The organism is Streptomyces sp. NPDC034111 (genome assembly GCF_055575375.1).
In genome coordinates, this window is sequence record NZ_JBVIST010000003.1 from 89,550 (window position 1) to 102,847 (window position 13,298).

Here is a 13,298-nt window from a genome sequence, read left to right on the forward strand (position 1 = left end):
GTCGGTCCGCGGGGCTACTGGAGGGGGAAACCGGCGAGGAAGTGCTCCCCCAACGCGATGATCATCTTGCTCTGCTGCTGCGCGGTGAAGTGGTCACCGTTGGCCTTGTAGAGACGGTCCGTGGTGCGCGAGGCCAGGCCGATCGCCCGCAGTGCCCCCTCGCCCTCGTGGTACGTGTACGCGTACTGGGTGCCGATGACGGGGCGGGACGTGAGGGACGTCTGCGCGCCGTCGCCGCCCTTCTCCGTCCAGCGCGGCTTCCCGCTGCCGGCGTCGGTCCCGACGAGGCCGCGGCCCTTCTCCACCGCGTACACCACACCGTCCTTGAGGACCGGCAGGCCGTAGCTCGTTCCCGCCGCCGACTCCCACGCCTGTCCGCCGTCGCTCAGCCGCAGCGCCCGCAGTCGACCGGTACCCAGGTAGAGGTGCGTCCGGTCGGCCGTGAGCGGTTGGCGTGCGGCGGCCGGCTTGACGTCCCAGGGCTTGTCCCAGGCGACCTTCCCGGTCCGGGTGTCGCGGGCGACGATACGGACCGTGCCGTCGTTCGTCTCCTGGAGCAGCAGCAGACGGTTGCCGACGACCTTGGCGGCGAGGAAGTGCCACTGGTCGGACTTCTGCGACCGGAACGGCAGCTGCTCGGTCCACCGGCGGCCCCCCGTCGTGAGGTCCACGGCGGTCACGGCCCAGGGGAGCTGCCGCTGGTACATCTTGACCTTCCCCAGCGAGATCGCCAGATAGGCGGTGTCGCCGGCGACGGCCAGCAACTGGCTGTTGATGCCGCCGTAGTGGGAGTCCGTCACCTCGGCGAGGTGCTTGCCGGCTTTGCCCGTGGTGAGGTCGACGCGGGCGAGGAACCGCGAGACGGTGCGGGGAAGGGAGCTGTTGCCGTCGTAATGCGCGACTCTCACGTTCTTGTAGACGTGCTTGCCGTCCGAGGCGACCTGCCAGGTGCCGTCGATATCGGATGTCCACCTGACGGCACCGGACGCCGGGTCGATGCGGTACAGCTGCGTATGGCCCAGCAGAAGGGCCATGTCATCGATCACCAAAGGGGCATCGGGCGACTCGTCGTCATACATGCCGCCGGACTGGATCTGCCACACCGAGTCCAGCTTCTTCTTCTTCAGCGCGCTGACGCTCGGCCCCGGCTTGGGCTTGGTGTACCCCGGGCCGGTGGCGGGACCGGCGGGCTCGCCGCTCCCCAGCCAGGCCCACACCCCGGCCCCGGCACCGGCCACGCCCAGTACCGACCCCGCGCCCGCCATCAGCAGCCCCCGGCGGGAGAGGCCCCTCGTGGGCGGAGTGTCGGCGGACGGTACGGTCGCCGGCTGGTCGGGCGGGGCGGGCAGCCGCTGGGGGAGGGCCTGCCAGACCTCGCTCGCCCGCCGGCCGATCTCCGCGAGCACCGCATCCGGCAGATGGTCGGCGAACTCCCCTGACCCGTCGTGCAGTTGGGCGGCGAGCTCGGTGGTCGTCGGGCGCCCGGCAGGGTCCTTGGCCAGGCAGCGGGTCAGGACCGGGACGAGGGCGGCGGGCACACCGGTGAGGTCCGGTTCGGCGTAGCGGACCCGGTAGAGGAGGTCCGCGGGCCGGCCGTCGCCGAAGGGGCCGCGGCCGGTGGCGGCGAAGACCAGGACGCCGGCGAGCGCGAAGACGTCCCCGGCGGGGGTGTGTTCCTGCCCGGTGGCCTGCTCCGGCGACATGAACGCCGGGGTGCCGACCGCGGCACCGGTATGGGTCAGCCGGTCGTCGCCGAGGGCGCGGGCGATACCGAAGTCGATGACCTTCGGGCCGTACGCGGTGACCATGATGTTCGACGGTTTGAGGTCGCGGTGTACGACGTCCGACCGATGCAGCTGGCCCAGCGCCCCGCACAGCGCCGCCCCCAGGGCGCGCACCGTCGCCTCGGGCAGCGGGCCGGCCAGCTCGACCGCGTCGTCGAGCGGCGGGCCGAGTACGTATTCGGTGGCGATCCAGGGCGTTTCGGCGAGCGGATCGGCCTCGACGACCTGGGCGCCGTAGCGGCCGCCGATGACCCGGGCGGCGTCCGCCTCCAGCCGGAAGCGGGTACGGAAGGCGGTCTCGGTGGCGATCCGGGCGTGCATGGTCTTGAGCGCCAGCGTCCGCCCGCCCGGGGAGCGGGCGAGGTAGACGGTGCCCATACCGCCGCTGCCCAGCCGGGCGATCAGGCGGTAGGGACCGAGGCCGGGCGGGTCGTCGTGGATGAGAGGCGAAGGCATGGCGGCTTCAGTCCTGGCGTGGGGCGGGCGAAGAGGGAAGGGACGCGGCGAGCAGGCCGGCCGACTGGCGGGCCAGGGCCGCGACGATCCGGCCGGGCAGCCAGCCGGGGCCGAGCCCGGCGGCGGCGCGTCCGGCGGGGTTGCCGGTGGCGTCGAGGGCCGTGGCGGGGTGGCCGGGGAGCGGGCTGAGCGCGTCGAGGAGTTCGGCGGGGCGCGGCCGGGCGGCCGGATCGCGGGACAGACAGCCGGTGATGACGGTCCGCAAGGCGGCCGGCAGCTCCTCCCGTTCGGGCACGGTGTACCCGGTGGCGGCGTAGGCGAGCGTCGCGCCGAGCGCATAAACGTCGCCCATCGGGTGCGGATGCCCGCCGTTCGCCTGCTCCGGCGGCAGGCTGCCGGACTCCAGGCCCGGCAGCCCGGAACGCACGGTGCCGTCCTCGGCCGCGGCCCGGACCGCCCCGAAGCAGCTGAGCCGGGGCCCGTCCGCCGCCAGCAGGACGGCCGCCGGCGACACACCGGCGTGGGTGAGGCCCTGCCCGTGCCCGATGATCAGCGTCTCCACGAGGGCCGCACCGAGGGCCCGCACGGTGCGCTCGGGCAGCGGCCCGCCGTACAGGGAGAGCGCGTCGGGCAGCGGGATCACCGGGAGGTAGGGGCGGGCGTGCCAGGGGGCCTCGCCGGGCGCGGAGAGTTCGGCGGCCGGTGCCGACCACGGGCCGAGCAGATAGCGCGAGGCCTCCGCCTCGGCCAGGAACCTCGCCGGGTCGGCGCCCGGCAGCGGCACGCCGATCAGGACCGTACGGTCCCCGTCCGCGCTGCGCCCGATGAACCGCCGCTCCGGTACGGGGATGCCGGACCCCTCACCGTCCAGCCGGCTCAGTACCGCGTACGGGCCTATCGAGCCCGGCGCCCCGGTCCGCGCCGGTCCCCCGGCATCCGCAACTGCCGCCTGCATGCGCACCATCCCCCGTCCGACGACACAAGCGCACCGAGCCTACCCGGGCGTGTCGCGGGCCTCCGAGGGGATTCGAGGAGAGTCGAACCGGGCCGCGGTGCGGGGAGTTCAGCCCCCGGCCGCCGGTTGCGGGCGGCGGTTCACACCGCGCCCGGCGCGGCCGGCTGCGGGCCGTTCGGGGTACCCCCCGCGCCGCCCTCCCCGTCCTGCTGCGGACGGCCCTCCCCGTACGCCACCAGCGTCAGCACCAGCATCCCCAGCACGGCCATCATCGCGAGGAACGCCAGCCAGCCGACCAGGCCGACGGAGAAGGCACCCACCAGGCCGTGCACCACCGCGGCGCTGATGAGGACGATCCGGGCAACACCGGCCGGGGCACGGTCGCGCAGCGCGGTGCGGATGAGGAGGACGGCACAGAAGAGGAGATAGAGGCCGAAGAGGACACCGGCTATCACGGAGCCCGTGGACATCGCGCCCGGCTCCAGACCCGCCAGCGACATCTGCTGCCGGTCCACCACGATGCTCAGCACCCAGTTGAGCCACACGATCCCGGCCGCCTCCAGGATCAGGAACACTGCCGCGGCCAAGGCCACCGGTCGTCGCGCCACGCCGTCCACCCACTTCTGCCGTTTGCCGCTCACCGCGGTCAGACCTGTCACCGCGCATCCGGAAGCGTCCGCTACCGCGAGTACAGAAGACATCGGGCACGCTACTAATGGGTAATAGCTGGGGCAAGAGTTCTGCACGGGTGGGTACGGGCGGAGCGCGAGCGGAAGTCCCGCGTTACGCCCAAGGACGGAGCCGCCAGCAAAGTTTCCTTCGCCCATTCGTAGGGACTCCACAAAGAATTGACGATCCGCTGGACGTCAGAAGTTCGAGACCTAGGCCACACCGCGTCCCGAGCCTGGGCCCCGGAATCCGGGCCTACCCTGGGATACCAGGGGACTTAGCTCCCTCACTGGCACCCCGAGCACACTCCGTGTGGGCAAGCTCACCCCAGGGAACGGGTCGGCACGCGGTGTCGCCAGTCCCTAAAATCGCCGCATCCCTATTGTTGCGGCGAAGCGCCAAGGAAGGACCCATCGTGCGCAAGGTGCTCATCGCCAACCGTGGCGAAATCGCTGTTCGCGTTGCCCGTGCATGCCGGGACGCGGGGATCGGCAGCGTAGCCGTCTACGCCGACCCCGACCGGGACGCTCTGCACGTACGCGCGGCAGACGAGGCATACGCCTTGGGCGGTGACACTCCTGCCACCAGTTACCTGGACATCGCCAAGGTCCTGGCCGCCGCCGCCGATTCGGGCGCGGACGCCATCCACCCCGGCTACGGCTTCCTCTCCGAGAACGCCGAGTTCGCGCAGGCCGTCCTCGACGCCGGGCTGATCTGGATCGGCCCGCCCCCGCAGGCCATCCGCGACCTCGGCGACAAGGTCGCCGCGCGGCACATCGCCCAGCGCGCCGGTGCACCGCTGGTCGCCGGCACGCCCGACCCGGTCTCCGGTGCGGAGGAGGTCGTCGCGTTCGCCAAGGAGCACGGCCTGCCCATCGCGATCAAGGCGGCGTTCGGCGGCGGCGGCCGCGGCCTGAAGGTCGCCCGTACGCTCGACGAGGTGCCGGAGCTGTACGACTCCGCGGTGCGCGAGGCGGTCGCCGCCTTCGGCCGCGGCGAGTGCTTCGTCGAGCGCTACCTGGACCGCCCGCGGCACGTCGAGACCCAGTGCCTCGCCGACAAGCACGGCAATGTCGTCGTCGTCTCCACCCGTGACTGCTCGCTCCAGCGCCGCCACCAGAAGCTGGTGGAGGAGGCCCCGGCGCCGTTCCTGACGGACGAACAGAACGCCGAGCTCTACCGCGCGTCCAAGGCCATCCTCAAGGAGGCCGGCTACGAGGGTGCCGGCACCTGCGAATTCCTCGTCGGCCAGGACGGCACCATCTCCTTCCTGGAGGTCAACACCCGCCTCCAGGTCGAGCACCCGGTCACCGAAGAGGTCACCGGTATCGACCTGGTCCGCGAGATGTTCCGGATCGCCGACGGCGAGGAGCTGGGTTACGACGACCCGGCGGTGCGCGGTCACTCCTTCGAGTTCCGTATCAACGGTGAGGACCCGGGCCGCAACTTCCTCCCGGCCCCCGGCACCGTCACCAGGTTCGACGCGCCGACCGGCCCCGGTGTCCGCCTGGACGCGGGCGTCGAGTCCGGCTCGGTCATCGGCCCGGCCTGGGACTCCCTGCTCGCCAAGCTGATCGTCACCGGCGCCACCCGCCGGCAGGCGCTCCAGCGCGCCGCCCGTGCGCTGGCGGAGTTCCATGTGGAGGGCATGGCCACCGCCATCCCCTTCCACCGCACGGTCGTCCAGGACCCGGCGTTCGGCCCCGAACTCACCGGCTCCGCGGACCCCTTCACCGTCCACACCCGCTGGATCGAGACCGAGTTCGTCAACGAGATCGCCCCGTTCGCCGCGCCCGGCGCGGACGAGGCCGAGGCCGACACCCGCGAGACGGTCGTCGTCGAGGTCGGCGGCAAGCGCCTGGAGGTCTCGCTGCCGTCCTCGCTGGGCATGCCGCTGGCCCGTGCCGCGGTCGCCGGCGGTGCCAAGCCCAAGCGCAAGGCCGCCAAGAAGGCCGGCAGCGCCGCCTCCGGCGACGCGCTCGCCTCGCCGATGCAGGGCACCATCGTCAAGGTCGCCGTCGAGGAGGGCCAGCAGGTCACCGAGGGTGAGCTGGTCGTCGTCCTGGAGGCGATGAAGATGGAGCAGCCGATCAACGCCCACCGCTCGGGCACCATCAAGGGCCTGACCGCCGACGTCGGCGCGGCGCTCACCTCCGGCGCGGTGATCTGCGAGATCAAGGACTGACCGCACCCGTATGACGCCCGAGGGGCTCCCGGCCTGCTGAAGGCCGGGAGCCCCTCGGGCGTTTCCACCCCGTCCGCTACGAGTTCCCCACCACGTCCTCCGGGAACGTCAGCTGCTTGTCCATCCACTGCAACGCGGCGGGCAGCTCACGCCGCCAGGTGGCGAAGTTGTGGCTGCCATGCCCGAGGACGAGCGAATCCGCCTTCATCGGCGGCCTGACCGCGGCCAGGAAGGCCTTCGCCGCCGGATAGTTCTTCTCACCCGTACGGCTGGTACCCACCAGCACGCTCACCTGCGGCGCGGGCAGATGCTTCAGACGCCACATCAGATCGTGCTCCTGCCGGCGGCGGACCCGGTCGCGGCCGTCACCGAACAGATTGCCGGTCGTCGGATCGTTCCTGACCTTGTAGTCGGGTGAGAGGGCGGCCGCCACGGAGTACGTACGGTCGTGCCGCATGGCCAGCTGAAGGGCGCAGCTGCCCCCCGAGGAGTAACCCATCACGCCCCAGCCGCCCGGATCGTGGCCGACGCGGTAGTGCGACCGCAGCGCGTCCGGCACATCGCGGGCGAAGAAGGTCTCGGCCTGCGGCCCGCCGGGCACATCGACACACTGGGTGTCGCGCGGCGGCGCGATGGTGGGCCGCAGCATGACGATGACGGTCGGCTGCATCCGGCCGGAGCGGACCAGCTGCGCGGCGGTCTGCGGCAGCCGCAGATGCTGGGCCAGCAGAAAGGTGCCGCCCGGGTAGCCGCTCAGCGCCACGACGACCGGAAAGCGCTGGCGGGCGTACTGCGGCTGGAAGTACTGCGGCGGCAGATAGACATACGCCGGGTCCACCGCCCGGGTCCGCTTGCCGACGATCCGTACGGACTCCACCCGGCCCGCCTGCTCCGGCGGCCCCTTCGGCAGACCGTGCACCGTGTCCAGCCCGTCCGGCCCCGAGGTCTGCACCAGGCCCTTCGACGGGTCGCCGACCGGACCGGCCGTGCCCCCGTCGCCCCATTTGCCGACCGCGGCGGGCGCATCGTCGTACAGGCCGAGCAGCTCGTGCCACGAGGCGTAGAACTGGAAATTGGCATTCACCGCCAGACCCAGGGCCGCCACGACGGTCAGCTGGGTGACGACGATCGAGCCGAGCCGCCCCAGCAGCGCCCGGGGCCCGCGCCCGGCGAACCGCGGCCACAGCCAGAGCGTGAGGCCTACGCAGACCACGGCGGCCGCGGCCATCGCGTACAACAGCGACCGGCTGGTCAGTCCCATGACGTTCCCCAGATGTCCCGCGCCGCGCCCCGCTCCCCGGCGGTGCGCCACGGCGTCTTCCCGGCCCTCCGGAACAGCCCGGAAGACCTCATTGCGCCTGGTTTGATGGCTCTTGACGGCGTGGCGTTGCGGTGCACCGCAGGTGTTCGGCCGCGCGACCACTGCGGTACGCCGGGGCTTCACGCCCACTCCGCCGGCCGTCCACCTGGCGGCACGGCGGACCCCGTACCCGGGAAAACTGGAGGATTCCTCCGCTCATGGTTGCGTACCGCACCGAGACACCCGCCGTGGGCGCAATGGCATCCTGGAGCCACCGGGCCGCAACGGCCGGGGTGAGGGAGGACGGCGATGGCGACGGAGACGGCAGGGCAGCGGCAGACGGCGCGGGGTCCGGTGGCGACCGCACCGGCGCGGGACCAGGACGTCCGCCCGATGCGGGCCGACGCACGCCGCAACTACGAACGCCTGCTGACCGAGGCCCGTACGGCCTTCACCGAACACGGCACGGACACCTCACTGGAGGACATCGCACGCCGCGCCGGCGTCGGCATCGGCACCCTCTACCGGCACTTCCCCAACCGCACCGCCCTGATGGGCGCGGTCTTCCAGGGCGAGGTCGACGCCCTGCTCGCCTACGCCAAGGAGTTGGCCGACGCACCGCAGCCGTGCGCCGCACTGGTCGACTGGCTGCGCGCGATCATCACCCACGCCAGCACCTACCGCGGACTGTCCCGCGCCCTGATGACGGCCTCGGCGGACGAGACCTCGGGGATGGCGCGGTGCAGCGTGCCGATGCGGGAGGCCGGCGGCGCACTGCTGGCCCGCGCCCAGCAGGCCGGTGCGGTACGCCCCGATGTGAGCATCAACGATCTGATGCAGCTGACCAACGGCATCGCCCTGGCCGTCGAGGAGTCCCCGGACGACCCGAAGCTCGCCGACCGGCTGCTGACGCTCACCCTGAGCGGCCTCAAGGGCGGGACCCGGTAAGCGGGACCCGGTAGGCCCGACACGCCCGGGGCGCGACAAGGGCCGTACCGTACGGACCCACGTATGAGGCCCGTCCGGCGCCGCCCCGCCGCGCTCAGCGCCGCCGGGGAGCCAGGTCGGCCACCCGGCCGCCCGGCGCCTCGCTCAGCGAGGGGGCCGAGCGCAGCTGTGGCGCCCCGCTCCCGCCACCCGGCGCATGGCTGCGCCGCTGACCCGGCAGCGGCACATCCCGCCGCGGGCCCCTGCCACGGTCACCCCCGCCGTCCAGGCCCGGCTGCCCCGGCCCGTGGGCGGCCCCGGAACCACTGGCCACGGCGATCTGAACGCCCTGGTCGGCCAGCGCCTGGAGCTCCGTGGCGGCGCGGTCGTCATGGCCCGGCGGCTCATCGGTGACCAGCCGGGTGATCACATCCGTCGGCACGGTCTGGAACATCGTGTCCGAGCCGAGCTTGGTGTGGTCGGCGAGCACCACCACCTCCCCCGCCGCCTGGACGAGCGCCCGGTCGACGCTGGCGGAGAGCATGTTGGACGTGGACAGCCCGCGCTCGGCGGTCAGCCCGCTGCCCGACAGGAAGGCACGGGAGACCCGCAGCCCCTGGAGGGACTGTTCGGCACCGCTGCCGACCAGCGCATAGTTGGAGCCGCGCAGGGTCCCGCCGGTCATCACGACCTCGACGCGGTTGGCATGGGCCAACGCCTGCGCGACCAGCAGGGAGTTGGTGACGACGGTCAGACCGGGGACGCGGGCGAGCCGGCGGGCCAGCTCCTGGGTGGTGGTACCCGCGCCGACGACAATGGCCTCGCCCTCTTCGACGAAGCCCGCCGCGAGATCGGCGATGGCCGTCTTCTCCGCGGTCGCTAGGTGAGATTTCTGTGGAAACCCGGATTCCCGGGTAAAGCCTCCCGGCAGGACCGCACCGCCGTGCCGGCGGTCGAGCAGTCCTTCTGCCTCCAGCGCCCGCACATCCCGCCGTACGGTTACTTCGGAGGTCTGGACGACGCGGGCGAGCTCCCGGAGCGATACCGCCCCGTTGGCGCGCACCATTTCAAGGATCAATTGGCGACGTTCTGCAGCGAACACGAAACCGACAGTAACGCCAACGACCGTCTGTTTTCAGCAGGTTGCACCAATTAACGGAAGTTGTGCACACCGCACAGCGTGACGTGGTATGCGCGGCGCATATGTCGTACGTCCGTCGAACTGCCGGGCGGCGCGGCCCGCTTGCTGCCTGGTCAGCCCCCCTGACACCCACCGCGCCGGCGAACCGCCCGCACCGACCGGCCACCGCCCCGTACGGACACCACGCAGGGACGTTTCATCCCCAGAGCGCACGGGGGGCACAAAGATTTCAATCGGCCCTTGCCGCTCGGGTATCGGCTGTTCGCCGGAAGTTTCCCCGGCTACTCGGCGCCCGTCTTACGGCTGTGCAGCTGCCGGGCGACCTCGGCGATCGAACCGGACAGCGACGGGTAGACCGTGAAGGCGCTGGCGATCTGCTCGACCGTCAGATTGTTGTCGACCGCGATCGAGATCGGGTGGATCAGCTCACTGGCGCGCGGGGAAACCACCACACCGCCGACCACGATCCCGGTGCCGGGACGGCAGAACAGCTTGACGAAGCCGTCGCGGATGCCCTGCATCTTGGCGCGCGGATTGCGCAGCAGCGGCAGCTTCACCGCCCGGGCGTCGATCCGGCCGCTGTCGACATCGGCCTGCGAGTAGCCGACGGTGGCGATCTCCGGGTCGGTGAAGACGTTCGCCGAGACGGTCTTGAGGTTCAGCGGGGTGACCGCATCACCGAGGAAGTGGTACATCGCGATCCGGCCCTGCATCGCCGCGACCGACGCCAGCGCGAACACGCCCGTGCAGTCACCGGCCGCGTACACACCCGGGGCGCTGGTACGGGAGACCTTGTCCGTCCAGACATGACCGGACTCCGTGAGCTTGACGCCGGCCCCCTCCAGCCCGATGCCCTCGGTGTTGGGGATCGAGCCGACCGCCATCAGACAGTGCGTACCGGAGATCGTCCGGCCGTCGGCGAGGGTCACCTCGACCCGGTCACCGACCCGTTTGGCGGACTGCGCACGCGAACGTGCCATCACGTTCATGCCACGCCGCCGGAACACGTCCTCCAGCACCGCGGCGGCATCCGGGTCCTCACCCGGCAGCACCCGGTCACGGGACGAGACAAGCGTGACGCGGGACCCGAGCGCCTGATAGGCACCCGCGAACTCGGCACCGGTGACACCCGAACCGACCACGATGAGCTCCTCGGGCAGCTCATCGAGGTCGTAGACCTGCGTCCAGTTCAGGATCCGCTCACCGTCGGGGAGCGCGTCCGGGATCTCGCGCGGGTGCGCGCCGGTCGCGATCAGCACCGCGTCCGCGATCAAGCCCTCGGAGGTGCCGTCGGCGGCGGTAACGGTCACCTTGCGCGAACCGTCCGGCGCCTGGCCCGGCTCCAGCCGGCCGCGACCACGCATGACCCGGCCGCCGGCACGGGTCACGGAAGCGGTGATGTCATGCGACTGGGCGAGTGCCAGCCGCTTGACCCGTCGATTGACCTTCCCCAGGTCAACGCCCACCACCCGGGCCGGCCGCTCGTTGTACGGAGTGTCGTCCTCGACGATGATGCCGAGCTCTTCGTACGACGAATCGAAGGTGGTCATCACCTCGGCCGTGGCGATAAGAGTCTTCGACGGCACGCAGTCGGTCAGCACCGACGCCCCGCCCAGACCGTCGCAGTCGACGACGGTCACCTCCGCGCCGAGAGAGGCCGCCACCAGGGCCGCTTCATATCCGCCGGGTCCGCCACCGATGATCACGATCCGAGTCACGTACTCCATTGTCCCGCACGCCCGTACGCACCTCTCGCCCGGGGGCACACTGCACCCCTTGGGCCGCCCGGGGCATGCTCCACGCTGCCCCGTTGTACGAACCTCCGGTACCACGAGCCCGAAGGGCAACCTCCCGTACCCTCGGAACCATGTCGCTCTACGCCGCGTACGCCGGCAACCTCGACGCGCGGCTGATGTCCCGCCGCGCACCGCACTCGCCGCTGCGCGGCACGGGCTGGCTCAACGGCTGGCGGCTGACCTTCGGCGGCGAGCAGATGGGCTGGGAAGGCGCACTGGCGACAGTCGTCGAGGACCCGGGCTCCCAGCTCTTCGTCGCGCTCTACGACATCGCCCCCATGGACGAGGAGTCCATGGACCGGTGGGAGGGCGTCGGCATGGGCATCTACCGCCGGATGCGGGTACGCGTCCACACCCTCGAAGGCGACGAAACCGCCTGGATCTACGTCCTCAACGGCTACGAGGGCGGCCTCCCCTCCGCCCGCTACCTGGGCGAAATCGCCGACGCCGCCGAATCCGCCGGCGCCCCCCACGACTACGTCATGGAACTCCGCAAACGGCCTTGCTGAAGGCGTGGCGCGCCCCCAGGGACCGCCCGCTCGCCCGTCAGCCACCGGCTCCACACCCGTCGGCCACCGGCTCCCCATCGGAGCGCCCGCCCCAGGCTCCTCTCGCTTCACCCCACCTCACCGCGCCCGAACCGACGGCGGGACGCTCCGTGACGGCCACGTGACGGGTCTCGTAAGGCCCCCCATAACTGATCCGGTAACGCGCCCCTTAGCGGGTCCCGTAACGCACCCCTTGGCGGGTCCGGTGACGCGCCCCATGACACGCCGGCGGCCGATTGGAGGCCCCGGCCCGTCCCGCAGCCACCAGCTCGACCGGGCCACCAGCCGCACCGGGCCACAGCCATGACGGGCCACCGGCTATGACGAGGCCACCACCCACGACGGGGCCATTTGGCGGAACCCACAAGACAACGATCCCAGGACCGTGAGCAGCGACATCTACGCGCGTAGGGGATTACCGGCTACCCTCGTCCGCGTGAACGCATCTGTTACCCCGGACATCGCGCGCGACCCGCAGGGCGCCGCCGCCGACGCCGCCGCCCGCCTGCGCGAGCTCACCGGCGCCGAGACCCACGACGTTGCCCTGGTGATGGGCTCCGGCTGGGCCCCGGCCGCCGAGGCCCTGGGCGCGCCCGATCACGAATTCCCCGTCACCGAGCTGCCCGGCTTCCCGGCGCCGGCGGTCGCCGGACACGGCGGCAAGATCCGCTCCTACCAGATCGGCGAGAAGCGGGCGCTGGTCTTCCTCGGCCGCACGCACTACTACGAGGGTCGCGGCGTCGCCGCCGTCGCACACGGCGTCCGCACCGCCGTCGCGGCCGGCTGCAAGACCATCGTCCTCACCAACGGCTGCGGCGGCCTGCGCGAGGGCATGCGCCCCGGCCAGCCGGTCCTCATCAGCGACCACCTCAACCTCACCGCCACGTCCCCGATCGTCGGCGCGAACTTCGTCGACCTGACCGACCTGTACTCGCCGCGGCTGCGCGCGCTGTGCAAGGAGGTCGACCCGAGCCTGGAGGAGGGCGTCTACGCGCAGTTCCCCGGCCCGCACTACGAGACCCCGGCCGAGATCAAGATGATCCGCACGCTGGGTGCGGACCTGGTCGGCATGTCCACCGTCCTCGAGGCCATCGCGGCTCGCGAGGCCGGCGCCGAGGTGCTCGGCCTGTCGCTGGTGACGAACCTCGCCGCCGGCATGACGGGCGAACCGCTGAACCACGAAGAGGTCCTTCAGGCCGGCCGCGACTCGGCCACCCACATGGGCTCCCTCCTCGGCCAGGTCCTCAGCAAGATCTGACAGGCCTCCAAGACCTCGACGCCAAGCCGAGCCCAACCCCGACCCGGGCTCGGCCCCAACCCGAGCTCAGCCCTGGGCCGAGCTCCACGCCAACCCGAGCCCGCCGCCAAGCCCTGGATCCCCGGGGCCTCGACCTCAGGCGCTCCGGAGGGCCTCGACCTCAGGCGCTCCGGAGGGCCTCGGCCTCAGGTGCTCTCCGGGGCCTCGGTCTCAGGAGGCCGACCGGGACGGTCACCTCGTTCCGGGCTACCCGGCTCCCGGGGGTGGGAAGTTCTGAAA

At 71.9% G+C, this 13,298-nt stretch carries 10 protein-coding genes; 4 read left to right on the forward strand and 6 right to left on the reverse strand.

Annotation, left to right across the window (positions count from 1 at the left end):
- Window positions 1-14: 14 nt before the first annotated feature.
- The 3 genes from ACZ55A_RS09815 to ACZ55A_RS09825 all read right to left on the reverse strand — a co-directional run bounded on the left by ACZ55A_RS09815 (window position 15) and on the right by ACZ55A_RS09825 (window position 3,845).
- Entirely contained in the window at window positions 15-2,240 is a 2,226-nt protein-coding gene (locus ACZ55A_RS09815) for a protein kinase domain-containing protein (RefSeq protein WP_468836837.1), read from the reverse strand.
- 7 nt (window positions 2,241-2,247) lie between these two features.
- Entirely contained in the window at window positions 2,248-3,195 is a 948-nt protein-coding gene (locus ACZ55A_RS09820; protein WP_468836839.1) for a protein kinase family protein, read from the reverse strand.
- 140 nt (window positions 3,196-3,335) lie between these two features.
- On the reverse strand, window positions 3,336-3,845 hold the full coding sequence (locus tag ACZ55A_RS09825) for a hypothetical protein (protein WP_468837898.1): 510 nt from the start codon (window positions 3,843-3,845) through the stop codon (window positions 3,336-3,338).
- A gap of 434 nt (window positions 3,846-4,279) precedes the next feature.
- Here ACZ55A_RS09825 and ACZ55A_RS09830 point away from each other — a divergent pair, with 434 nt between their 5' ends.
- Window positions 4,280-6,049, forward strand: coding sequence for an acetyl/propionyl/methylcrotonyl-CoA carboxylase subunit alpha (locus ACZ55A_RS09830; RefSeq protein WP_468836842.1), 1,770 nt, complete (start codon window positions 4,280-4,282; stop codon window positions 6,047-6,049).
- Between the two features lie 76 nt (window positions 6,050-6,125).
- Here the strand turns inward: ACZ55A_RS09830 and ACZ55A_RS09835 are convergent, their stop codons facing one another.
- A complete protein-coding gene (locus ACZ55A_RS09835) occupies window positions 6,126-7,310 on the reverse strand; it encodes an alpha/beta hydrolase (protein ID WP_468836844.1) in 1,185 nt (394 codons plus the stop codon).
- Between the two features lie 348 nt (window positions 7,311-7,658).
- Between ACZ55A_RS09835 and ACZ55A_RS09840 the strand changes: the two genes are divergently transcribed.
- Window positions 7,659-8,297 carry a TetR/AcrR family transcriptional regulator gene (locus tag ACZ55A_RS09840; protein ID WP_468836846.1) on the forward strand — a complete coding sequence of 213 codons (639 nt, stop codon included), beginning with the start codon at window positions 7,659-7,661 and terminating at the stop codon, window positions 8,295-8,297.
- 94 nt (window positions 8,298-8,391) lie between these two features.
- Here the strand turns inward: ACZ55A_RS09840 and ACZ55A_RS09845 are convergent, their stop codons facing one another.
- Both ACZ55A_RS09845 and ACZ55A_RS09850 read right to left on the reverse strand, forming a co-directional pair.
- On the reverse strand, window positions 8,392-9,342 hold the full coding sequence (locus ACZ55A_RS09845) for a DeoR/GlpR family DNA-binding transcription regulator (RefSeq protein WP_468837900.1): 951 nt from the start codon (window positions 9,340-9,342) through the stop codon (window positions 8,392-8,394).
- A gap of 356 nt (window positions 9,343-9,698) precedes the next feature.
- Window positions 9,699-11,144 (reverse strand): NAD(P)H-quinone dehydrogenase, encoded by a 1,446-nt coding sequence (locus ACZ55A_RS09850; RefSeq protein ID WP_468836848.1) that lies wholly within the window; start codon window positions 11,142-11,144, stop codon window positions 9,699-9,701.
- A gap of 140 nt (window positions 11,145-11,284) precedes the next feature.
- Between ACZ55A_RS09850 and ACZ55A_RS09855 the strand changes: the two genes are divergently transcribed.
- Together ACZ55A_RS09855 and ACZ55A_RS09860 are read left to right on the forward strand one after the other, a co-directional pair.
- Complete coding sequence (locus ACZ55A_RS09855) at window positions 11,285-11,722, forward strand: gamma-glutamylcyclotransferase family protein (RefSeq protein WP_468836850.1); 438 nt, start codon at window positions 11,285-11,287, stop codon at window positions 11,720-11,722.
- A 475-nt stretch (window positions 11,723-12,197) separates the two neighbouring features.
- On the forward strand, window positions 12,198-13,019 hold the full coding sequence (locus tag ACZ55A_RS09860) for a purine-nucleoside phosphorylase (RefSeq protein WP_468836854.1): 822 nt from the start codon (window positions 12,198-12,200) through the stop codon (window positions 13,017-13,019).
- Window positions 13,020-13,298 lie beyond the last annotated feature (279 nt).

Coding starts and splice junctions, on each gene's coding strand:
- ACZ55A_RS09815 (WP_468836837.1), bottom strand. CDS start 2,240: ATGCCTTCGCCTCTCATCCACGACGACCCGCCCGGCCTCGGTCCCTAC.
- ACZ55A_RS09845 (WP_468837900.1), bottom strand. CDS start 9,342: ATGGTGCGCGCCAACGGGGCGGTATCGCTCCGGGAGCTCGCCCGCGTC.
- ACZ55A_RS09850 (WP_468836848.1), bottom strand. CDS start 11,144: ATGGAGTACGTGACTCGGATCGTGATCATCGGTGGCGGACCCGGCGGA.
- ACZ55A_RS09840 (WP_468836846.1), top strand. CDS start 7,659: ATGGCGACGGAGACGGCAGGGCAGCGGCAGACGGCGCGGGGTCCGGTG.
- ACZ55A_RS09820 (WP_468836839.1), bottom strand. CDS start 3,195: ATGCAGGCGGCAGTTGCGGATGCCGGGGGACCGGCGCGGACCGGGGCG.
- ACZ55A_RS09855 (WP_468836850.1), top strand. CDS start 11,285: ATGTCGCTCTACGCCGCGTACGCCGGCAACCTCGACGCGCGGCTGATG.
- ACZ55A_RS09835 (WP_468836844.1), bottom strand. CDS start 7,310: ATGGGACTGACCAGCCGGTCGCTGTTGTACGCGATGGCCGCGGCCGCC.